The sequence below is a fragment of the Escherichia sp. TW14182 genome (assembly GCF_000208525.1).
In the GTDB taxonomy this organism is placed as follows: domain Bacteria; phylum Pseudomonadota; class Gammaproteobacteria; order Enterobacterales; family Enterobacteriaceae; genus Escherichia; species Escherichia ruysiae.
On record NZ_AEJZ01000065.1, the window covers coordinates 1 to 23,426 of the forward strand.

Sequence of the window (23,426 nt, forward strand, 5' to 3'; positions counted from 1 at the left end):
CCTGCCAATGCCAAGGCAGAAATTCAAGCTGCTTTTGCTTTTGTGACGTACTTACGTAATCGTCACGCTTGTTTAAAGGATGCACAGATGTTTTCACGTGACAGTCAGGTGTTGTTTGTTGATGGTCAGGAGTTACTCGCTAGTCAGGTTTTTAGTGACTGGTTTAACGGCGAGTCAGGCCTCGACTACTCGATTTTCAACAAAGTAAGGTCAACGGCTTTACACTTGCTTAGCGACCATTTGCCTGTTGTTAAGGGCCTGATGTTTGCCGCAGGCTACAGGGAGTTAATTAACCAACAAGGGATGCTCTGGTTAAACAGTTGGCGTTCACCTGTGTTGCATCACTCTGATGCAAAATTGCAGGCTGTGGACCTGAGTTTATTTGACCAATTGGAAGAGATGATCTTTCCGGTGCCTGAGGAGCGTATGTACTGGCAGTCAATCATAGCTCACCTTGTTCAGTGCCCAGAGGAGCGTGTCCCCGTAGGCACAATTTTGTGCGGCGCTGGTGGAACAGGTAAGAGTTTTTACCTTACTAATGTGCTGTCTAAGATTCTCAAAACACAGGTCTCTACGTCCGTTCGCTGGGGAGAGCGGTCAATTGCCTACTCGTGGGCTGATTGTCTGCTGATGGTCTTTGATGACCCATGCAATTTAACCAAAGACACGTTAATGAGATTAACCTCACTGGTGAGCCAGCCGGAGGTTAAGGGGGAGGCCAAGTACCTCCCCTCCGTAATGTATTCGCTGTTTTGTCACACAGTGTTATTAATTAATCCTGAAAACCACGCAGATATGCAGTTGCCTAAAGATGACCGCCGTTGGTTTATACCTGAGGAGGTTAGCTACCCCATCAGATTTGACCCAGATGATGGGCATCGCTTGACGGTGCAGGAGTGTCAACGTGAGGTGTCCGATTTTATCCAGGGTTATCTCAACCAGCGTGAGTTGGTAGGGCCTGAGTTGTGGGATGAGGCAATTTTGTACAGGTACTTACATATGGCTTACAACAAGCAAGCCTTGTTTAGAGGTGCACCATTGACGGATTACAAACGGTCATGGATTGAGGGCGGTAAGACAGATTTACAACTTTTTGTTGATGACCAGTTAGAAGAGTTCGGCAATCCTGCTGTTGTGCTGCCAGGCTGGATTAAAGAGCACATGCGGGATGGTGACAGATTTACAGAGGAACAGATCAGAGGTGTTTTGCGTGAGCGTGGCTATGTTGCCGCAAAAGAGGCTGTCCGGTACGTTGACCATGAAGGAGTTACCAGGCGTTGTCGTTGTTGGATTAACAAGAAACGACTATCTCTGGATGGTGTGTTAGTGACAAAACAGGTGCGTAACGAACTTACAAGGATGGATAATTTAATTTACGGGACCTGTAACAAAGCTGATGCGGCTAATGACCCTCCAGATGATGACACACAAAGTTTTATTTTTTGACATACTTTTGTTTCAGTAGCTGTGTACAGGCTCTGGGCCTTGTGATATGGGGGGTGTTGAGGTTTTTGTCACAGTAAACACCCACCCCCTCTCTCGTTCTTATGGCGCAGGTTATCCTGCCAGCCATGAAATTACATGCCTTTGGTTTAAGTGGAGTTTAACAAGGCATGAGCTTACAACAGGAAGCCTTACGGCGAGCTCAATTGCTTGAGGTAATGAATTTCGCTACTAACGACTGATTAGCTCGCCAGAGAGCGACTGAGGAGGTTACAAAACACAACAGGTTTATGTGTTTAACATGTTTTTCTCCCCTCTGCAATGTATTACAGGAAAAAACTGATTTAACCAGTTGTTAATCAAACTTGTATGATTTGAGATTAACTAATCTCACAAGCGAGTATTACCTGTATGTTGTAAAAAAGTATCCTTAATTACAACAACTAAAACAGGCTAAAACCGTGTTAATTTGATATTCAAAATACAACACTGTGTGGTACATTGGTTATAGAAGACAAATTACAACAACCAGAGCACATAAGGAGGTCCACCATGCAACTTGTTTACCGTCGTGTAAGTTCTGCACAACAGGTTACTGCTCGCCAGTTGCCAGACATGCCCTACGAGAGCGATGCCAATCATTTGGTGTTTGAGGATAAGACCACTGGTCGCAATTTTGACCGACCAGCATACAAACAGATGTTGCAGTGTGCCCGTGCCGGGGATGATTTGTACGTGCATAGTCTGGACAGATTGGGACGCAGCTTAAAAGGCATCCTTACCAGCATTGAGGAGTTGACTGCCAGAGGCGTGGTCATTCACTTTGTTAAAGAAGGACTGACTGTTGGAGAAAATGACAATCCAATGAGTCAGGCGATGCTGCAAATCTTTGCTGTGGTTGCAGAACTGGAGGTTAATCTGATTAAACAGCGTCAGCTTGAGGGATACGCTGCAGCTAAGGAAGAAGGTCGGATTGTTACTCGTGGCAAAGGCCGCCATGTGTTGGAAGTAAAAGATAGTGTGAGAAAAGCCTTACTGGAAGGTAAAAGCATTAGAGCCATTGCTGCACAGTTTGACTTGAGCACTCGTACTGTCATGAATCTCAAAAAAGAGCTGATTGGCGCAGTTGTTTAAAATCTGGTGTGGTGATTCCCACATCTGGCAACAGATTTTGCATAGGAACGTCAGAGGGAGTATCTGTGATGTTGGTTTGTAGAAGGAAATCAATTGTATTAGCTCAGGCTCGAACTGACAGTTTGCGTAGGCAAAATGCAACCAAATCTGACAGTCTGCTTTGAGCGAGCAGCGGAAGAAATCTTTACACAGAGATGAAAATTATCGAAAATAACTCTACGCGGCTGAGCGGGATGCTTATCATAAATTTGGTTTATGGTTTGTTTTAGTTCTGGAGAGAGAAATGATTGATTTCATTACTACTAATACAGGGATTGTATTGAAATATGAGCCAGAAACAGCAGATACATCTTGGGTTTGGAATGAATTAAAAACTCATTCAACTGTAAAAATTTCTAAAGTTTTTTATTTTAATATTAGCAGTCTGCTCAACCCTCCGTCACCAAATCAAGATTTTGATAGTTATTTTTATGAGTTTCAGTTTGGAACTTTTAGGGGTGATTATACTGTTATACCAAGTTATATTTTAAATATTCAAAATGATATATATATAAGTAAAAAAATCCATCTTAGTAGGAGATTCTTTGCTGCAGAGCGTAATATTTCTATTTTTGGTCGACTCTCGCGAATATTGAATCACAGCAATCCAATTTATATTGGCGGGGATTCTGCGGAGGCAATACCTTTTAAAATTTTTAAAGAGTTATTAAGAAAATTTCCTAACACGCACGAAGTAAATAAATATGCCGATGCTAGAGTACATACGATTCTTGAGCAATATTTGGAAGGCATGAAAGATGCCAGAGGCCTCTACGAAACATATCTCAATAAAATAGAACCAATTAGAAAAAGTAGAAAAAGTAATCTCGACTTAACAACTATCAATAAATTAGAAATAGAAAAATACACTTTAATTAGAGATACCATTGAGAATGCTTTAAATACGAAACAGCACTGGTCCGAAAAAGATTGGCAAAAATTGATGGTGCAATTCCTTCTTCTTTTATTTCCAAAGTATATTCATGTTATTGAAAATATTACCATCCATGATTACTACAGCATCCCAGGCAAGAAAAAAGATCGATACATAGATATAGGCTTGGTTGATTCTAATGGTAATTTAGATATTATCGAAGTTAAAAAGCCATTTGACGACAAAATCTTGCGCAGGACAAAGTATAGAGGAAATAGCATACCAACGTCTGAGCTAAGCGGCGGTATCATGCAAGCTGAAAAATATCTCTTCCATTTATCAAAATGGGGAACAAAAGGTGAAGACAACCTTACAAGAAAATATGCAAGTGAACTACCATCTGGGATGAGCATTCATATTTCTAACCCCAAGGCTATCATCATAGTTGGACGTGACCAAATTGATAATGGAAATATGACAGAAAATCAAAAACTTGATTTCGAAATTATCAAGCGGAAGTATACCAATATGATGGACATCATTACCTACGATGACCTATTGAGACGGCTTAACCGTACAATTTCAGCACTTAAAAAGTAAGGGGCATTTTAGAAACGAATGCCTAGTTACAATACGTTAGTATAATTTTGAAAATGTCCGCTACTGGCACAGAGCGGACTGTCAGCTTAGGTTAAGCCCTATGCAGTAAAAGTGTAATATCAAGTTTGAGCTAATACACATCAATCCACCAGCAACATGAGTCTGTAGCTAATAGTTGCTGAGAGTTATAACTGATATTTGATAATTAGTTAGCGTGATGCTTGCGAGCAGATGACCGACGCTAGTCCGTGCTGCTCATGCGCTATTGATATTTTTCGCCTGTGTACAATTTTGATAAGGGGGATTCCGAAGTCTTCGCACCGGGAGGAAGGTGTTGGGGAAGCCCGAAAGCTACCCCATAAAACACTCTATTGAAAATCTTTCATTGAAAATTTGTAAGTTACATCATCAAGACCAGCATGTAATTCTGTAATAGTCAGCGTTGAATTCTTTACTGCATATACCACATTGTATTCAACATTACCGACTCCATTCCACCGATCAGTACTTTGCCCAGATTCTCGCCAGATGACATTATCATCAGAGAGTTTACAGTCGAATGAAAATTTCTGATTATCCGATGGGCGACGATACGAAATAGTGTAAACCCCTTTTGTCCCAGTCTTAGCTGCTTTCATACTGCTAATATCTCGCCCAAACATTCCTGCAATCGCGGCTTTACACACCTGGATTGCTGTGAATGGCGTGGTACTGGCTGGTGGCAAATTGACAGGAGATGCCCTTTTTAATTTAGCAACGTCCGGTGAAATGAAAGGCTGGCTTGTTGGTGCATTACTGCTGGCAACATCGTTTGAGTGATAGGAATTACTTGCGCTACTTCCGTCATCGCTGCATCCTTTATAGATGGCGATAATAACGATAGCAATGAAAATTAACCCTCTAACTGGGGATTGATACGGCTCTTTTACGCCACAATTAGGACATACTTTGGCTTCAGAGGAAACCTTATTACCGCACTCCCTACAAGTCTTCAGCGCCATAATTGCTCATCCTTAGTCATCAATTTCGACAATTTTCTGTTTTTCTTTGTCTTTGATTGTGTACAAATAAACATCATCACTGAATCTCTGAACAATTAATTAAATGTACAGTTACTACCTGATGGGGCACGAACAAATAACTGCATCTTTTCGCAAGTAACGACTATCTTCTGCCCTTTCTTCAGTTTTGAGGCTTTTGACTTCTCTGAATCTTCCATGCTTAACATTACAGGTAAAAAACGGTTGCCACTTTCTAGCCGAACGATTACATTATTTGTAAAATTCTTAGTTACTTCCTGGACTGTACCTGTGATTTCTACTTTACGCCCACCAATTTTATCATCGGCGGCAACTTCATTGGCGTCATACAGCTCAGCTAGGGCTTTTGCCGTTGTTCGATAAACTTTTGCCGTTCTTTGATAAATATTAATATCAGAAGCTGCTTCCTTTGATTCATCATCAGCAGTTTGCTGTTGTTCCAAACTCACCATTGTAGCAACAATCTTTTTCATAAAAAATTTTTGCGTCGTGAAGTAATTTGCTCCTTCATCACAATTATTAACCTCAATCCTATCTTTTTGATCTTCGAAGATTACACTACCCTCTTTGAGGTATTTACCTATTGCTGAGCCGAAAACAACGGCTTTATGTATCGTAGCGTAACTCTCTGTATCTTTCTTCATCCTCTGTGTTGCCTGCTTTACAACTACATCTTCAGATTTCGAATCACCTTTCAGTGCCCGTTCACAACTTACAGTAAACAGCGTTTTGAGATAATTCGCCACGTACTCAGGATATGGCTGTATGCCTGAAGTAGCTCCCCCATCAGCGAAAGACATGAACGGAAAGAGCATGAAAGATAACACCAAGAACTTTCTCAAACTTAGCCTCCATGAATATGTGTAACACATTGATATTAATACAAAACAATACTATCGATCATTTTGATCGATCAATATTATAAAATCGATCGGTAAAACTGATCAATTAAGTCGCTGAAAATTCACTAAGAGAGAACGGAGAGAAGTAGCCAATCATTAGGGGATAACGAACAATCAGGGAGGGAGGAAGTTAGTGGTTTACTGTTGCCGTTCAACGACGATGCAGGATGTATAACTATGAGCAATTTGGAGTAGGCAACCATGGCTAACGGGTAAACCTTGTATGTCTACCCCAACAGCATCTACACCTTTGCCTAAGCAATCAAATCTAAGCTCTATCCTGTTGGTAAATGAATGAAGTTTTGGGGCTTTTATTGGGTTACAAAATGAGATACAGTCTGTGGCACACGATAACCTCAGCGCCGCTGATGCCTAACGTATTGTTGAACGAAGCCGCCTTATCGGTCAGTTTCACCTCTTCAACAGAAACCCGCCAGTGCAAAACTGGCGGGTTTCTGCTTTTGAAGCAGGCAGTAAGATGAATGACTGCCCACGACGCTATACCCAAAAGAAAGCGGCTTATCGGTCAGTTTCACCTGTTTTAACGAAAACCCGCCAGTGCAAACCGGCGGGTTTTTGCTTTTGGAGCGAGCGGTAAGATGAATGACTGTCCACGACGCTATACCCAAAAGAAAGCGGCCTGTTGGTTCAATATAAACACTCTTTTTAGTTACCCCGTGCTCTCTTCTGATAGCTTACTTCGAATGGCAATTATTAGTTTTGTGATCCTCAACACAAAATGCTGTTCCGCAACTGGAATGCAAGAATAAATCATGGAAAACGATTGCATTCACAAAATGACGTTCTGCAAAAGAGACAATGAATGACGTTAATCAATTGTTCGAGATGATCAATATCTGTATTCGAGATTTTAAAATATTGATAAAATAAATGTTCTATCTCCAACAAATAGCGCAAAAAAATGTGATGTACCGCATTATTTATCTGTGGAAATGATTTATTTATAATAAAATTTGATAACTTGCTAATTAAATTTAACTTAAAAGTCGTCTGCGAAATACACGATAATTGCTTGAAATATCGTCTAAGAGCATTTTTTAATAACAAAAATTAAGTGTGTCGTTATCGCCATAAAATATGGTTATCCCCCCTTGTTTTTTTGATAAAAGTCAGCCTTTGTGTTGATTTTATTTATATAACTCATTGATATTAAATGATTATATGCCTTTAAGGATATACCTGGAAAACTAATGAAAGTTAATTTGTGAGTGGTCGCACATATCCTATTCATTGCATTTTGATACACTTCATACCGTCAATGAGGTAATTAACGCGGGTTGTTATGAGCACTATTCTTCTTCCTAAAACGCAACACCTGGTAGTCTTTCAGGAAGTCATTAGAAGTGGCTCTATTGGCTCGGCTGCAAAAGAATTAGGGTTAACTCAACCAGCGGTCAGTAAAATCATTAACGATATCGAAGATTATTTTGGCGTGGAATTAGTGGTGCGGAAAAATACCGGCGTAACGCTGACGCCAGCTGGTCAATTGTTGCTCTCACGCTCCGAATCCATTACCCGCGAAATGAAAAATATGGTTAATGAGATTAGCGGTATGTCCTCTGATGCAGTCGTGGAGGTCTCATTTGGTTTTCCATCGCTGATCGGCTTTACCTTTATGTCCGGGATGATCAACAAATTCAAAGAGGTGTTCCCGAAAGCGCAGGTCTCAATGTATGAAGCGCAATTGTCCTCGTTCTTACCGGCTATCCGCGACGGGCGTCTGGATTTTGCGATAGGTACGTTAAGTGCAGAAATGAAGCTTCAGGATTTGCATGTCGAGCCGCTGTTCGAGTCAGAGTTCGTACTGGTTGCCAGTAAGTCCCGAACATCCACCGGCACCACCACGCTGGAGTCTTTGAAAAACGAACAGTGGGTGTTGCCGCAAACGAATATGGGATACTACAGCGAACTACTCACCACGTTACAAAGAAATGGCATCAGTATTGAAAACATTGTTAAAACCGACTCAGTCGTGACAATTTATAATCTTGTTCTCAATGCTGATTTCTTAACCGTGATTCCCTGCGATATGACTTCACCTTTTGGTTCTAATCAATTTATTACCATTCCGGTTGAGGAAACATTACCGGTAGCGCAATATGCCGCAGTATGGTCGAAAAATTATCGTATTAAAAAAGCAGCATCGGTTTTGGTGGAATTAGCCAAAGAATATTCATCTTATAATGGGTGTAGACGAAAGCAATTAATAGAATCTTGTTAGTTATTTGTTTTTTTATTTAAACATAAATAATCCACCTGCCTTTTTGCAGGTGCTGGTTACGGTTACCTACATATTTAATTCAGGCTAAGAGGTTTTATAATGCATATTACATACGATCTGCCGGTTGCTATTGATGACATTATTGAAGCAAAACAACGTCTGGCTGGGCGAATTTATAAAACAGGCATGCCTCGATCTAACTATTTTAGCGAACGTTGCAAAGGTGAAATATTCCTTAAGTTCGAAAACATGCAGCGTACCGGGTCATTTAAAATTCGTGGCGCATTTAATAAATTAAGCTCCTTAACTGATGCTGAGAAACGTAAAGGTGTAGTGGCCTGTTCAGCAGGGAACCACGCGCAAGGGGTTTCGCTCTCCTGTGCGATGTTGGGGATTGATGGTAAAGTTGTAATGCCGAAAGGCGCGCCAAAATCCAAAGTTGCGGCAACGTGTGACTACTCTGCTGAAGTGGTACTGCACGGCGACAACTTCAACGACACCATCGCCAAAGTGAGCGAAATTGTCGAAACGGAAGGTCGCATCTTTATTCCACCTTATGATGATCCGAAAGTGATTGCCGGTCAGGGAACCATTGGGCTGGAAATTATGGAAGATCTTTATGATGTTGATAACGTCATTGTGCCAATTGGCGGTGGCGGTTTAATTGCCGGTATTGCGGTGGCAATTAAATCTATTAACCCGACTATTCGTGTTATTGGTGTGCAGTCAGAAAACGTTCACGGCATGGCGGCTTCTTTCCACTCCGGAGAAATAACCACGCACCGAACTACCGGCACCCTGGCGGATGGTTGTGATGTCGCCCGCCCGGGTAATTTAACTTACGAAATCGTTCGTGAATTAGTCGATGACATCGTGCTGGTTAGTGAAGACGAAATCAGAAACAGTATGATTGCCTTAATTCAGCGTAATAAAGTCGTTACCGAAGGTGCAGGCGCTTTGGCATGTGCTGCATTATTAAGCGGTAAATTAGACCAATATATTCAAAACAGAAAAACCGTCAGTATTATTTCTGGCGGTAATATCGATCTTTCTCGCGTCTCTCAAATCACCGGTTTCGTTGACGCTTAATTAATTCGTTGAGGATAGGATATGAGTACTTCAGATAGCATTGTATCCAGCCAGACAAAACAATCGTCCTGGCGTAAATCAGATACCACATGGACGTTAGGCTTGTTTGGTACGGCAATCGGCGCCGGGGTGCTGTTCTTCCCTATCCGCGCAGGTTTTGGCGGACTGATCCCGATTCTTCTGATGTTGGTATTGGCATACCCGATTGCGTTTTATTGCCACCGGGCGCTGGCGCGTCTGTGTCTCTCTGGCTCTAACCCTTCCGGCAACATTACGGAAACGGTAGAAGAGCATTTTGGTAAAACCGGCGGTGTGGTCATCACGTTCCTGTATTTCTTCGCGATTTGCCCACTGTTGTGGATTTATGGCGTTACCATCACCAACACCTTTATGACCTTCTGGGAAAACCAGCTCGGTTTTGCGCCGCTGAACCGTGGCTTCGTGGCGCTGTTCCTGCTGCTGCTGATGGCGTTCGTCATTTGGTTTGGTAAAGATCTGATGGTTAAAGTGATGAGCTACCTGGTATGGCCTTTTATCGCCAGCCTGGTGCTGATTTCTCTGTCGCTGATCCCTTACTGGAACTCTGCGGTTATCGATCAAGTTGACCTTGGTGCGCTGTCGTTAACAGGTCATGACGGTATCCTGATCACCGTCTGGCTGGGGATTTCCATCATGGTTTTCTCCTTTAACTTCTCACCAATCGTCTCTTCTTTCGTCGTTTCTAAGCGTGAAGAGTATGAGAAAGACTTTGGTCGCGACTTCACTGAGCAGAAATGTTCACAAATCATCTCTCGCGCCAGTATGCTGATGGTTGCAGTGGTCATGTTCTTTGCCTTCAGCTGCCTGTTTACGCTGTCTCCGGCGAACATGGCGGAAGCAAAAGCGCAGAATATTCCGGTGCTTTCTTACCTGGCTAACCACTTTGCATCCATGACCGGCACCAAAACGACGTTCGCTATTATTCTGGAATATGCGGCGTCCATCATCGCGCTGGTTGCTATCTTCAAATCTTTCTTCGGTCACTATCTGGGGACGCTGGAAGGTCTGAACGGTCTGATTCTGAAGTTCGGTTATAAAGGCGACAAAACCAAAGTGTCGCTGGGTAAACTGAATACTCTCAGCATGATCTTCATTATGGGTTCAACCTGGGTTGTTGCCTACGCCAACCCGAACATCCTGGATCTGATTGAAGCCATGGGCGCACCGATTATCGCATCCCTGCTGTGCCTGTTGCCGATGTACGCCATCCGTAAGGCGCCGTCTCTGGCGAAATACCGTGGTCGTCTGGATAACGTGTTTGTTACTGTGATTGGTCTGCTGACCATCCTGAACATCGTATACAAACTGTTTTAATCCATAACTCAGGATGAGAAAAGAGATGAATGAATTTCCGGTTGTTTTGGTTATTAACTGTGGTTCGTCTTCGATTAAGTTTTCCGTGCTCGATACCTGTGACTGTGAAGTATTAATGTCAGGTATTGCCGATGGTATTAACTCGGAAAATGCATTCTTATCCGTAAATGGGGGAGAGCCAGCACCGCTGGCTCACCACAGCTACGAAGGTGCATTGAAGGCAATCGCATTTGAACTGGAAAAACGGAATTTAAATGACAGTGTGGCCTTAATTGGCCACCGCATCGCCCACGGCGGCAGTATTTTTACCGAGTCCGCTATTATTACCGATGAGGTCATTGATAATATCCGCCGCGTTTCTCCACTGGCGCCGCTGCATAATTACGCCAATTTAAGTGGCATTGAATCGGCGCAGCAATTATTTCCTGGCGTAACTCAGGTGGCGGTATTTGATACCAGTTTCCACCAGACGATGGCTCCAGAGGCTTATTTATACGGCCTGCCGTGGAAATATTATGAAGAGTTAGGTGTGCGCCGTTATGGTTTCCACGGAACCTCGCACCGCTATGTTTCCCAGCGCGCCCATTCGCTGCTGGACCTTGTGGAAGATGACTCCGGGCTGGTTGTGGCGCATCTTGGCAATGGCGCGTCAATCTGCGCGGTTCGTAACGGTCAGAGCGTAGATACTTCAATGGGAATGACGCCGCTGGAAGGCTTGATGATGGGGACGCGCAGTGGTGATGTCGACTTCGGCGCGATGTCCTGGGTTGCCAGTCAAACCAATCAGAGCCTGGGCGATCTGGAACGCATAGTGAATAAAGAGTCGGGATTATTAGGTATTTCCGGTCTTTCTTCCGACCTGCGCGTACTGGAAAAAGCCTGGCATGAAGGACACGAGCGCGCACAACTGGCAATTAAAACTTTTGTTCATCGAATTGCCCGTCATATTGCCGGACACGCTGCCTCATTACATCGTCTGGATGGCATTATATTTACCGGCGGAATAGGCGAAAACTCAATTTTAATTCGTCGTCTGGTCATGGAACATTTAGCCGTATTAGGCGTTGAGATTGATGTGGAAATGAATAATCAATCTAATTCCTACGGTGAACGTATTATTTCCAGTGAAAATGCGCGCGTAATTTGCGCCGTTATTCCGACTAATGAAGAAAAAATGATTGCCTTAGATGCAATTCATTTAGGCAAAGTTAACGCTCCCGCAGAATTTGCATAATTTAGTTGAAGTCTTGTAGAGAGATTATTTTTCATGAAGGTAGATATTGATACCAGCGATAAGCTGTACGCCGACGCATGGTTTGGCTTTAAAGGTACGGACTGGAAAAACGAAATTAATGTCCGCGATTTTATTCAACACAACTATACGCCTTATGAAGGTGATGAATCTTTCCTTGCTGAAGCAACGCCAGCGACCACGGCATTGTGGGAAAAAGTAATGGAAGGCATTCGTATCGAAAATGCGACCCACGCGCCGGTTGATTTCGATACTAATATTGCCACTACCATTACCGCCCATGATGCTGGTTATATTAATCAGCCGCTGGAAAAAATTGTTGGTCTGCAAACCGATGCGCCGTTAAAGCGCGCGCTGCATCCGTTTGGCGGCATTAATATGATTAAAAGTTCATTCCACGCATATGGCCGTGAAATGGACAGCGAATTTGAGTACATCTTTACCGATCTGCGTAAAACCCATAATCAGGGCGTATTTGATGTTTACTCACCGGATATGCTGCGCTGCCGTAAATCTGGCGTTCTGACCGGTTTGCCGGACGGTTATGGTCGTGGGCGCATTATTGGTGACTATCGCCGCGTGGCGCTGTACGGCATCAGTTATCTGGTACGTGAACGCGAACTGCAATTTGCCGATCTCCAGTCTCGTCTGGAAAAAGGTGAGGATCTTGAAGCCACCATCCGTCTGCGTGAAGAGCTGGCAGAACATCGTCATGCGCTGTTGCAGATTCAGGAAATGGCAGCGAAATACGGCTTCGACATCTCCCGTCCGGCGCAGAATGCGCAGGAAGCGGTGCAGTGGCTCTACTTCGCTTACCTGGCGGCGGTGAAATCGCAAAACGGCGGCGCAATGTCTCTGGGTCGTACCGCATCGTTCCTCGATATCTACATTGAGCGCGACTTTAAAGCCGGCGTGCTTAATGAGCAGCAGGCGCAGGAACTGATCGACCACTTCATCATGAAGATCCGCATGGTGCGCTTCCTGCGTACACCGGAATTTGATTCGTTGTTCTCCGGCGATCCCATCTGGGCGACGGAAGTGATCGGCGGGATGGGGCTGGATGGCCGCACTCTGGTGACTAAAAACTCCTTCCGCTATCTGCATACCCTACACACCATGGGACCAGCGCCGGAACCAAACCTGACTATTCTGTGGTCGGAAGCATTGCCGATTGCCTTCAAAAAATATGCGGCGCAAGTATCTATCGTCACCTCTTCTTTGCAGTATGAAAACGACGATCTGATGCGTACTGACTTCAACAGCGACGATTACGCGATTGCCTGCTGTGTCAGCCCAATGGTGATTGGTAAGCAGATGCAGTTCTTCGGCGCACGCGCTAACCTGGCGAAAACACTGCTGTACGCAATCAACGGCGGGGTGGACGAGAAGCTGAAGATTCAGGTCGGCCCGAAAACGGCACCATTGATGGACGACGTGCTGGATTACAACAAAGTCATGGACAGCCTCGACCATTTCATGGACTGGCTGGCGGTGCAGTACATCAGCGCGCTGAACATCATCCACTACATGCACGACAAGTACAGCTATGAAGCCTCGCTGATGGCGCTGCACGATCGTGATGTCTATCGCACCATGGCTTGCGGCATCGCGGGTCTGTCGGTGGCGACGGATTCACTTTCCGCTATTAAATATGCCCGTGTGAAACCCATCCGTGACGAAAACGGTCTGGCGGTGGACTTTGAAATCGACGGCGAATATCCACAGTACGGCAACAACGACGAGCGTGTAGACAGTATTGCTTGTGACCTGGTTGAACGCTTTATGAAGAAAATTAAAGCACTGCCAACCTATCGCAACGCCGTGCCGACCCAGTCGATCCTGACTATCACTTCTAACGTGGTGTACGGACAGAAAACCGGTAACACACCGGACGGTCGCCGCGCGGGTACGCCGTTTGCGCCGGGCGCTAACCCGATGCACGGTCGTGACCGCAAAGGCGCGGTAGCCTCGCTGACTTCCGTGGCGAAACTGCCGTTCACTTACGCCAAAGACGGTATTTCGTACACCTTCTCGATCGTCCCGGCGGCGCTGGGTAAAGAAGATCCGGTACGCAAAACTAACCTTGTTGGTCTGCTGGATGGATATTTCCATCACGAAGCGGACATCGAAGGCGGTCAACATCTCAACGTTAACGTTATGAATCGGGAAATGTTGTTGGATGCCATTGAGCACCCGGAAAAATACCCGAACCTGACAATCCGTGTCTCTGGCTACGCTGTGCGCTTTAACGCGCTGACTCGCGAACAGCAACAGGATGTGATTTCACGTACCTTTACCCAGGCGCTCTGACGCCGGAGGATGTATGAAAAAGATTATCGAAACGCAACGTGCCCCTGGCGCAATCGGCCCTTATGTTCAGGGCGTTGATTTAGGCAGCATGGTCTTCACCTCCGGACAAATTCCGGTTTGCCCGCAGACTGGCGAGATCCCGGCTGATGTGAAAGATCAGGCGCGTTTAAGCCTTGAAAACGTCAAAGCGATCGTGGTTGCTGCTGGCCTCACCGTGGGCGATATCATCAAGATGACGGTATTCATCACCGATCTGAACGACTTTGCCACCATCAATGAAGTCTATAAGCAGTTCTTCGATGAGCATCAGGCGACTTACCCGACCCGTAGCTGCGTGCAGGTCGCGCGTTTGCCGAAAGATGTGAAGCTGGAAATTGAAGCTATCGCAGTACGTAGCGTGTAAAGCCCGGAGCGGGGCGATTGCAGAGTCGTCCCGCCCTCTTCACAGAATGGCAATCCGAGAGTGTGGTTATGATTAGTGCATTCGATATTTTCAAAATTGGTATTGGCCCCTCCAGTTCGCATACCGTGGGGCCAATGAATGCTGGAAAAAGTTTTATCGACCGACTGGTGAGTAGTGGCTTATTAACTGCAACAAGTCATATTGTGGTCGATCTTTACGGGTCGTTGTCACTGACGGGCAAAGGCCATGCCACGGATATCGCCATCATTATGGGACTGGCAGGAAACAGCCCGCAGGATGTTGTTATTGATGAGATCCCTGCATTTATTGAACTTGTGACGCGCAGTGGGCGACTGCCGGTGGCTTCTGGTGCGCATATTGTTGATTTTCCTGTAGCAAAGAACATTATCTTCCATCCCGAAATGTTGTCTCGTCATGAGAACGGGATGCGGATTACTGCCTGGAACGGGCAGGAAGAGCTATTAAGCAAAACCTATTACTCTGTCGGCGGCGGGTTTATCGTTGAAGAAGAACACTTCGGCCTGTCGCACGATGTCGAAACACCCGTACCTTATGACTTCCACTCGGCAGGCGAACTGCTGAAAATGTGTGATTACAACGGCCTGTCTATTTCTGGCCTGATGATGCATAACGAGCTGGCGCTGCGCAGCAAAGCGGAAATTGATGCAGGGTTTGCTCGTATCTGGCAGGTGATGCACGACGGTATTGAACGCGGCATGAATACCGAAGGCGTATTGCCTGGCCCGCTCAATGTCCCACGCCGGGCGGTGGCGCTGCGCCGTTTGCTGGTCTCTAGTGACAATATCTCTAACGATCCAATGAACGTCATCGACTGGATCAATATGTTTGCTCTGGCGGTCAGCGAAGAAAACGCCGCTGGCGGACGTGTAGTGACAGCACCAACTAACGGCGCTTGCGGTATTATTCCGGCAGTGCTGGCCTATTACGATAAATTCCGCCGTCCGCTCAATGAGCGATCCATCGCCCGTTTTCTACTGGCGGCTGGCGCTATTGGCGCGCTGTATAAAATGAATGCCTCCATCTCTGGTGCGGAAGTGGGGTGTCAGGGCGAAATTGGCGTGGCCTGTTCTATGGCGGCGGCAGGGTTAACCGAACTGCTGGGCGGCAGCCCGGCGCAGGTATGCAATGCGGCGGAAATCGCTATGGAGCATAACCTTGGGCTGACCTGCGATCCGGTTGCCGGACAAGTGCAAATTCCGTGTATTGAACGTAACGCTATCAACGCTGTGAAAGCGGTAAACGCCGCGCGGATGGCAATGCGGCGTACCTCTGCACCGCGTGTTTCGCTCGATAAAGTGATCGAGACGATGTATGAAACCGGCAAAGATATGAACGATAAATACCGCGAAACTTCACGCGGAGGACTGGCGATAAAAGTGGTCTGCGGCTGATATTTCATCCGCATTTATCTTTGGGTGCACAAAATGTGCACCCTTTTTTATTGTGATCTGCCGCAAATAGAGAATAATTGTTTCTTTTCTATTTATTTGATAGAAAATTATTATCCATAACTGCTATTTCAAAGTCTTGATTGTGAAGATTTTCTCTAACCTCACGCGTATCATTTCTTCATTCTAATAACTCGCCTGCAAAAAAACGTAGACCGCGTATCGCCTTGATGCGGCTCGAAAAAAATAAAAAGCCCTACAAAATATTGAGCGAGAAATTATGGAAATTGCAACGAATAAAGGCGTTATTGCAGACGCTTCGACCCCGGCGGGTCGTGCTGGAATGAGTGAAAGTGAATGGCGTGAAGCAATCAAATTCGACAGTACCGACACCGGCTGGGTGATTATGAGTATCGGGATGGCGATTGGCGCGGGGATTGTTTTTCTCCCGGTACAGGTCGGTTTGATGGGATTGTGGGTATTTTTGCTCTCATCAGTGATTGGTTACCCGGCAATGTATCTGTTTCAGCGGTTGTTTATTAATACGCTGGCAGAATCACCGGAGTGTAAAGATTACCCCAGCGTCATCAGCGGTTATTTAGGTAAAAACTGGGGCATCCTGTTAGGTGCACTCTATTTCGTGATGTTGGTGATCTGGATGTTCGTCTATTCCACCGCCATCACCAACGATAGCGCCTCCTATTTACATACTTTTGGCGTGACGGAAAGCGTGCTATCAGACAATCCGTTTTATGGACTGGTACTGATTTGCATTCTGGTAGCCATCTCCTCACGCGGCGAGAAACTGTTATTCAAGATTTCGACTGGCATGGTTCTGACCAAGCTACTGGTGGTCGCGGCGCTGGGCGTGTCGATGGTGGGAATGTGGCATCTGTATAACGTGGGTTCGCTGCCGCCGCTGGGGCTACTGGTGAAAAACGCCATTATTACGCTGCCGTTTACCCTGACGTCGATTCTGTTTATCCAGACATTAAGCCCGATGGTGATTTCCTATCGCTCGCGGGAAAAATCGATTGAAGTAGCGCGGCATAAAGCGTTGCGGGCAATGAACATCGCGTTCGGCATTCTGTTTGTTACCGTCTTTTTCTACGCCGTGTCGTTCACGCTGGCGATGGGACATGACGAAGCGGTAAAAGCCTACGAGCAGAATATTTCCGCGCTGGCGATTGCCGCACAGTTTATTAGCGGTGACGGTGCAGCGTGGGTAAAAGTGGTTAGTGTCATTCTCAATATCTTTGCCGTAATGACCGCGTTTTTTGGCGTCTATTTAGGCTTCCGTGAAGCAACGCAAGGGATCGTAATGAACATCCTGCGCCGCAAGATACCGGCCGAGAAGATTAACGAAACTCTCGTTCAGCGCGGCATCATGATTTTCGCCATTTTACTGGCCTGGAGCGCCATCGTACTGAACGCGCCGGTGTTGAGCTTCACCTCTATCTGTAGCCCGATATTCGGCATGGTAGGGTGCCTGATCCCGGCGTGGCTGGTTTACAAAGTACCGGCATTGCACAAATACAAAGGGATGTCTCTGTACCTGATTATCGTCACCGGTTTGTTGCTTTGCGTTTCTCCGTTCCTGGCATTTTCTTGATTTACCTGAAATTTTAAGGTTTTTATTATGTTTGATTCGACTTTAAATCCGTTATGGCAGCGTTACATCCTCGCCGTTCAGGAGGAAGTAAAACCGGCGCTGGGATGTACTGAACCTATTTCACTGGCGCTGGCAGCGGCGGTTGCTGCGGCAGAACTGGAAGGTCCGGTTGAACGTGTAGAAGCCTGGGTTTCGCCAAATCTGATGAAGAACGGTCTGGGCGTTACTGTTCCCGGCACGGGAATGGTGGGACTGCCGATTGCGGCGGCGCTGGGAGCGTTAGGTGGAAATGCCAAAGCCGGGCTGGAAGTGCTGAAAGACGCAACTGCGCAGGCGATTGCCGATGCCAAAGCATTGCTGGCGGCGGGGAAAGTCTCGGTTAAGATCCAGGAACCTTGCGACGAGATCCTCTTCTCACGCGCCAAAGTCTGGAACGGCGAGAAGTGGGCGTGTGTCACCATCGTCGGTGGACATACCAACATTGTGCATATTGAGACGCACAATGGCGTGGTATTTGCCCAGCAGGCATGTGTGACAGAGGGGGAGCAAGAGTCGCCGCTGGCGGTGCTCTCCAGAACGACGCTCGCCGAGATCCTGAAGTTCGTCAATGAAGTCCCGTTTGAGGCGATCCGCTTTATTCTCGATTCTGCGAAGTTAAACTGTGCATTATCGCAGGAAGGTTTGAGTGGCAACTGGGGGCTGCATATTGGCGCAACGCTGGAAAAACAGTGTGCGCGCGGTTTGTTGGCGAAGGATCTCTCCTCGTCGATTGTGATTCGTACCAGCGCGGCATCTGATGCGCGTATGGGCGGCGCAACGCTTCCGGCGATGAGTAACTCCGGTTCTGGTAACCAGGGGATCACCGCGACAATGCCCGTAGTGGTGGTCGCGGAACACTTCGGGGTGGATGATGAACGGCTGGCACGCGCGCTGATGCTTTCGCATTTGAGCGCGATTTACATCCATAACCAGTTGCCGCGTTTATCCGCGCTGTGCGCGGCGACGACGGCAGCAATGGGGGCTGCCGCTGGGATGGCGTGGCTGGTGGATGGGCGTTATGAAACGATCTCTATGGCGATCAGCAGTATGATCGGCGATGTCAGCGGCATGATTTGCGATGGTGCGTCGAACAGTTGTGCGATGAAGGTTTCGACCAGTGCTTCGGCAGCGTGGAAAGCGGTGTTAATGGCGCTGGATGATACCGCCGTGACCGGCAATGAAGGGATTGTGGCGCATGATGTTGAGCAGTCGATTGCCAATCTGTGTGCGCTGGCAAGCCATTCGATGCAGCAAACGGATCGGCAGATTATCGAGATTATGGCGAGCAAGGCCAGATAAGCGGCGAGTCTTGGGTATCGTACCTGAAGCCGGATGCGATGCTGGCGCATCTTATCCGGCCTACGAGTGGTGCAATTTATTGATATTGCTGGGTTTTGTAGGCCGGATAAGGCGTTTACGCCGCATCCGGCAACCTGTCTTTATGCGGCGGCTTCATCCTCGGCTAACCGCGTTTCGGCGTCGGCTACTATCGCTTCCAGCTCGCTCAACATCTCTTCATAGCCAAAGTTTTTAGTTGCGCGAGTGGTTTCTTTCGCCACAACGGGCTTCACTGACTGGCGTTTCTTCGCCGATTTTTTACTCATCATCTTCTCCCTGTAAAAACAACTAGACAGGTAAATCTATCAGTAAAGCGCGCAGCGGGGAATCAGCAACCAGCGTAATGTTAGCCTCGTCACGAATAAATGCACCATCACCGCAGGTCAGTGCCGCTTTCTCTTCATGATGCGTAATTGCATGAAATTGGCCGTGAATCGATTGTAAATAGGCGCGCGGGCCGTGAAGTTGAAAGTTCGCACTTTCGCCCTTAGCGAGCACAATATGATGCAACCACACTTGCTGGCGCAGTTGCAGGCTACCCTCTGTGCCATCGGGCGAGGCGATTAATTGCTGCTTGCCCATATTAAGCGCCAGTTTTTGAATCAGCGGATTCTCTCGCTGCGGGCAGGCATCCAGCCAAAGCTGCATTCGCGTTAACGGTTTGTCTTTGCTAATGTTATGTTCGCTATAACTCACGCCCGGCTGAGTAGAAAGCAATAAGGCTTCACCGGCGCTGGCCTGAACATGATTGCCTTCACTGTCGCGGTATTCTGCTTCTCCATCCAGAATCACATTCAAAATATCGACTTTTGGATAGGTTCGTGGCTGAAAGGCGGCTCCTGGAGCCAGCACTTCCTGATTGAGCACGCGCAGGGAGGCGTAGCCTAACAATTTAGGGTCGAAGTAGTGTCCAAAGGAAAAAGTATACCGGGCCTGTAACCATCCGTAGTCTGCTTGTCCACACTGCCTGGCAGTTCGGGTAGTAATCATAATTATTGACCTCTCTTTACTTCCTTTTATGGTAAGGGGCTAGACGCTACATTGTTAGCCAGATATTCTGCCCGGTATGTTCAAATTTCCTGAATGAGAACGACATGGCCAAAGAAAGGGCATTAACGCTGGAAGCACTGCGTGTTATGGACGCGATCGATCGCCGTGGCAGTTTTGCGGCAGCAGCAGATGAGCTGGGACGCGTGCCTTCTGCGCTTAGCTACACCATGCAAAAACTGGAAGAAGAGCTGGATGTGGTACTGTTTGACCGCTCTGGCCATCGCACCAAATTCACCAATGTCGGGCGTATGTTGCTGGAGCGAGGACGCGTTCTGCTGGAAGCGGCAGATAAACTGACTACTGATGCGGAAGCCCTCGCGCGCGGTTGGGAAACGCATCTCACCATTGTGACCGAGGCGCTGGTGCCGACGGCTGCCTTTTTCCCTTTGATCGACAAACTGGCGGTGAAAGCCAATACCCAACTGGCAATTATCACCGAAGTGCTGGCGGGCGCGTGGGAGCGGCTGGAGCAGGGGCGAGCAGATATAGTTATCGCGCCGGATATGCATTTTCGTTCCTCGTCGGAGATCAACTCGCGCAAGCTCTATACCTTAATGAACGTCTACGTTGCCGCGCCGGATCACCCGATTCACCAGGAGCCGGAACCGCTTTCTGAGGTGACGCGCGTGAAATATCGCGGAATTGCGGTTGCGGATACCGCTCGTGAGCGTCCGGTATTGACGGTGCAGTTGCTGGACAAACAGCCGCGCTTAACGGTCAGCACCATTGAAGATAAACGCCAGGCGTTACTGGCGGGGCTGGGTGTCGCAACTATGCCGTATCCGATGGTGGAAAAAGATATTGCTGAAGGACGGCTACGTGTCGTTAGCCCGGAATCGACCAGCGAGATCGATATCATTATGGCCTGGCGTCGTGACAGTATGGGGGAAGCGAAATCCTGGTGTTTGCGGGAAATTCCAAAGTTGTTCGCCGGAAAATAAACGATTAAGCACCTTTCACAAGGTGCTTAATTATTATTCCTGTTCCAGTTTCGGGTCTGGCCCAAAGCGGTTTTCACCCGGTGTACCCGCCTGGCAGTTAAAGACGATGATAATCAGCCAGCCGATAAACGGGATTAAGAACAGCAGTACCCACCACGCCGAGCGGTCGGTGTCGTGCAGGCGGCGGAACTGAACTGCCCACCACGGTAAAAACACCAGAATGCCATAGATTGTCGTCAGGATGCCTTCGCCACCGGCGCGTTGCCAGCCTAACATTTTATCCAGTAGTCCCAGCACGAACGTAAAGATGATGTTGACCAGAATAAACATCCAGTACTCTTTGCGCCGCGCACGACCCCGAAATCCGACATAATTTTTTAGTACTTTCAGATACCAGTCCATTTTTGCCTCAATTTTGCTCAATCACTTGTTTTTAAAGCAGCAAATTAAGAATAGACATGAATGAAATGGCAGTAAATATCACCACGGTGAATTAATGAGGTGCAATGAACGGAACTTCAGACTGATGGCAAGCGCAAAATCGCCAGATGCGCTACGCTTATCTGGCCTGTGAGTTCTCTGCAATATATTGAATGTACAATATTTTTAGGTCAAATAAGCCGTTCAAGCCGCATCCGACATGAACAACACGCACTTAGCCAGCAATCAGAGGCACCACGAAGGGTGCCTTTGTCTAGCCGAAGCGAACGTCCCGCCCGTGCGGTTCATCAAGATCCTGCCACGGACCAATCGAAATAATCCCCGTAGGGTTGATGGTCTTATGGCTGCGGAAGTAGTGATTACGGATGTGATCAAAATTGACAGTTTCGGCAATCCCCGGCATCTGGTAGATATCGCGCAGGAAGCCGTACAGATTCAGGTAATCGCTGATGCGGTGCTTATCACATTTGAAGTGGGTGACATACACCGGATCAAAACGCACCAGCGTGGTCCACAGGCGAATATCAGCTTCGGTTAACTGGTTACCGGTCAGATAGCGATGCTGACCTAAGATCTGCTCCAGTCGCGCCAGCGATTCAAACACTTTCACCACCGCCTCGTCGTAGGCTTCCTGGCTGGTAGCAAAACCGGCTTTATACACGCCATTGTTGACGGTGTCGTAAATCCAGCCGTTAAGTTCGTCAATTTTAGTTTGCAGCGCAGGAGGATAATAATCTCCCGCTTTCGCGCCCAGTGCATCAAACGCGGTATTGAACATGCGGATGATTTCCGCCGATTCGTTGCTGACAATGGTGTGGTTCTTTTTGTCCCATAGCACGGGAACAGTGACACGTCCGCTATAGTGTGGATCGGCGTGGAGATAAAGCTGATACAGAAACTCATGTTGATAGAGCGTATCACCGGTTGCACCCGGAAAACTGTCATCGAAGGTCCAGCCGTTTTCCAGCATCAGCGGATTCACCACGGAAACGGAGATAAACGGTTCCAGACCTTTGAGTTTACGCATAATCAGCGTGCGGTGCGCCCACGGGCAGGCGAGTGAAACATAGAGATGGTAGCGATCTTTTTCTGCGGCAAAACCGCCTTTGCCGGTAGGTCCTGGTGCGCCGTCAGCGGTGAGCCAGTTACGAAATGCGGAAGCTGAACGTTGAAATTTACCGCCGGTGGATTTGGTGTCGTACCAGGTGTCATGCCAGACGCCGTCAATCAGTTGACCCATTTTTCTCTCCTCCAATAGCAAAAACGAGGAGTGTTTCTCCTCGTTTCAGATTGCTGGCAAAGTGCACATTTTTGATTGTCGGATGCGATGCTTACGCATCTTATCCGACCAACAAATATCGTTAAGTATAGTCTCTGCTTACCACTTTTTATTCAGCAGGCGGTCGATGCTGAATGCGCCCGGCCCCGTAATTGCCAGCAGCAGGAATCCGCCAGAAATGGTCAGGTTTTTCATAAACATCAGCGAGTTCATGCCCTCTGCAAAATTGCTGTGAAATAAAAACGCAGTCAGCAGTGTAAAGCCAGCGGTAAACAGCGCCGTGGTACGAGTCAGGAAACCAAACAGAATTGCCAGACCACCGCCAAACTCAAGCAAAATCACCAGCGGCAGCATAAAGCCGGGGACGCCCATTGCTTCCATATATTGTTGTGTACCCGCGTAGCCTGTAATTTTTCCCCAGCCTGCCGTAATAAACAGAATCGGCATTAAAATACGCGCTACCAGTACACCAATATCTTCTAATTTTTTCATCTTACTCTCCACTGCGCCGCTCAGGCTGCTGATTGTTTTTTTGTGCATTGACGCGGTATTAGCGTCGTTGCTGTCGATGGAGAGAAGCATAAACGTAGTGAATGGTGATTGTTAGCAAGGAAA

The 23,426-nt window shown here is 47.1% G+C and carries 21 protein-coding genes; 13 read left to right on the forward strand and 8 right to left on the reverse strand.

Features of this window, described 5'->3' with window-relative positions:
• The 3 genes from EQY_RS26480 to EQY_RS0106390 all read left to right on the forward strand — a co-directional run.
• Positions 1–1,446, forward strand: a 1,446-nt coding sequence (locus tag EQY_RS26480) for a primase-helicase family protein (protein WP_000296019.1), incomplete at its 5' end; no start/stop codon positions are given.
• 549 nt (positions 1,447–1,995) lie between these two features.
• Positions 1,996–2,577 (forward strand): recombinase family protein, encoded by a 582-nt coding sequence (locus EQY_RS0106385; protein WP_001177764.1) that lies wholly within the window; start codon positions 1,996–1,998, stop codon positions 2,575–2,577.
• 283 nt (positions 2,578–2,860) lie between these two features.
• Positions 2,861–4,090, forward strand: a complete 1,230-nt coding sequence (locus tag EQY_RS0106390; RefSeq protein WP_000564859.1) for a Shedu immune nuclease family protein — start codon at positions 2,861–2,863, stop codon at positions 4,088–4,090.
• A gap of 368 nt (positions 4,091–4,458) precedes the next feature.
• On the opposite strand, the gene EQY_RS26750 is transcribed toward EQY_RS0106390, so the two are convergent.
• The 3 genes from EQY_RS26750 to tdcR all read right to left on the reverse strand — a co-directional run bounded on the left by EQY_RS26750 (position 4,459) and on the right by tdcR (position 7,022).
• Entirely contained in the window at positions 4,459–5,091 is a 633-nt protein-coding gene (locus EQY_RS26750; RefSeq protein ID WP_001185565.1) for a zinc ribbon domain-containing protein, read from the reverse strand.
• 95 nt (positions 5,092–5,186) lie between these two features.
• A complete protein-coding gene (locus EQY_RS0106400) occupies positions 5,187–5,972 on the reverse strand; it encodes an OB-fold protein (RefSeq protein ID WP_024212440.1) in 786 nt (261 codons plus the stop codon).
• Between the two features lie 831 nt (positions 5,973–6,803).
• Positions 6,804–7,022: a transcriptional activator TdcR gene (gene tdcR, locus EQY_RS0106405; protein WP_038808901.1), complete on the reverse strand. Its 219-nt coding sequence runs from the start codon at positions 7,020–7,022 to the stop codon at positions 6,804–6,806.
• Between the two features lie 313 nt (positions 7,023–7,335).
• Between tdcR and tdcA the strand changes: the two genes are divergently transcribed.
• The 9 genes from tdcA (at position 7,336) to cyuA (ending at position 19,061) form a co-directional block, all read left to right on the forward strand.
• Positions 7,336–8,274 carry a transcriptional regulator TdcA gene (tdcA, locus tag EQY_RS0106410; RefSeq protein WP_000104199.1) on the forward strand — a complete coding sequence of 313 codons (939 nt, stop codon included), beginning with the start codon at positions 7,336–7,338 and terminating at the stop codon, positions 8,272–8,274.
• A gap of 99 nt (positions 8,275–8,373) precedes the next feature.
• Complete coding sequence (gene tdcB / locus EQY_RS0106415) at positions 8,374–9,363, forward strand: bifunctional threonine ammonia-lyase/L-serine ammonia-lyase TdcB (RefSeq protein ID WP_000548353.1); 990 nt, start codon at positions 8,374–8,376, stop codon at positions 9,361–9,363.
• A gap of 21 nt (positions 9,364–9,384) precedes the next feature.
• Positions 9,385–10,716, forward strand: coding sequence for a threonine/serine transporter TdcC (gene tdcC / locus EQY_RS0106420; RefSeq protein WP_000107715.1), 1,332 nt, complete (start codon positions 9,385–9,387; stop codon positions 10,714–10,716).
• A 25-nt stretch (positions 10,717–10,741) separates the two neighbouring features.
• Positions 10,742–11,950: a propionate kinase gene (tdcD, locus tag EQY_RS0106425; RefSeq protein WP_024212441.1), complete on the forward strand. Its 1,209-nt coding sequence runs from the start codon at positions 10,742–10,744 to the stop codon at positions 11,948–11,950.
• Between the two features lie 33 nt (positions 11,951–11,983).
• Positions 11,984–14,278 (forward strand): 2-ketobutyrate formate-lyase/pyruvate formate-lyase, encoded by a 2,295-nt coding sequence (gene tdcE / locus EQY_RS0106430; RefSeq protein ID WP_000861699.1) that lies wholly within the window; start codon positions 11,984–11,986, stop codon positions 14,276–14,278.
• A 13-nt stretch (positions 14,279–14,291) separates the two neighbouring features.
• On the forward strand, positions 14,292–14,681 hold the full coding sequence (locus tag EQY_RS0106435; RefSeq protein WP_000719986.1) for an enamine/imine deaminase: 390 nt from the start codon (positions 14,292–14,294) through the stop codon (positions 14,679–14,681).
• Positions 14,682–14,749: 68 nt separating this feature from the next.
• Positions 14,750–16,114: an L-serine ammonia-lyase gene (gene tdcG, locus EQY_RS0106440; protein ID WP_000622149.1), complete on the forward strand. Its 1,365-nt coding sequence runs from the start codon at positions 14,750–14,752 to the stop codon at positions 16,112–16,114.
• Between the two features lie 277 nt (positions 16,115–16,391).
• Positions 16,392–17,723, forward strand: coding sequence for an SLC5/6 family protein (locus EQY_RS0106445; RefSeq protein WP_000401618.1), 1,332 nt, complete (start codon positions 16,392–16,394; stop codon positions 17,721–17,723).
• A gap of 27 nt (positions 17,724–17,750) precedes the next feature.
• Positions 17,751–19,061: a cysteine desulfidase gene (gene cyuA, locus EQY_RS0106450; RefSeq protein ID WP_000460496.1), complete on the forward strand. Its 1,311-nt coding sequence runs from the start codon at positions 17,751–17,753 to the stop codon at positions 19,059–19,061.
• Positions 19,062–19,201: 140 nt separating this feature from the next.
• On the opposite strand, the gene EQY_RS0106455 is transcribed toward cyuA, so the two are convergent.
• Both EQY_RS0106455 and EQY_RS0106460 read right to left on the reverse strand, forming a co-directional pair.
• Entirely contained in the window at positions 19,202–19,366 is a 165-nt protein-coding gene (locus tag EQY_RS0106455; protein ID WP_010346326.1) for a protein YhaL, read from the reverse strand.
• 22 nt (positions 19,367–19,388) lie between these two features.
• Positions 19,389–20,090, reverse strand: a complete 702-nt coding sequence (locus tag EQY_RS0106460; RefSeq protein WP_000633570.1) for a pirin family protein — start codon at positions 20,088–20,090, stop codon at positions 19,389–19,391.
• 104 nt (positions 20,091–20,194) lie between these two features.
• On the opposite strand from EQY_RS0106460, the gene yhaJ reads away from it, so the two are divergent.
• Positions 20,195–21,091 carry a DNA-binding transcriptional regulator YhaJ gene (gene yhaJ, locus EQY_RS0106465; protein ID WP_001041002.1) on the forward strand — a complete coding sequence of 299 codons (897 nt, stop codon included), beginning with the start codon at positions 20,195–20,197 and terminating at the stop codon, positions 21,089–21,091.
• 33 nt (positions 21,092–21,124) lie between these two features.
• Here yhaJ and EQY_RS0106470 read toward each other — a convergent pair whose 3' ends face one another.
• From EQY_RS0106470 to EQY_RS0106480, 3 genes are all read right to left on the reverse strand, one after another.
• Positions 21,125–21,493, reverse strand: a complete 369-nt coding sequence (locus tag EQY_RS0106470) for a DUF805 domain-containing protein (RefSeq protein WP_000384146.1) — start codon at positions 21,491–21,493, stop codon at positions 21,125–21,127.
• 292 nt (positions 21,494–21,785) lie between these two features.
• Positions 21,786–22,772, reverse strand: coding sequence for a glutathionyl-hydroquinone reductase YqjG (gene yqjG, locus EQY_RS0106475; protein WP_000531183.1), 987 nt, complete (start codon positions 22,770–22,772; stop codon positions 21,786–21,788).
• A 138-nt stretch (positions 22,773–22,910) separates the two neighbouring features.
• Positions 22,911–23,303, reverse strand: a complete 393-nt coding sequence (locus EQY_RS0106480; protein WP_000732221.1) for a DoxX family protein — start codon at positions 23,301–23,303, stop codon at positions 22,911–22,913.
• Positions 23,304–23,426 lie beyond the last annotated feature (123 nt).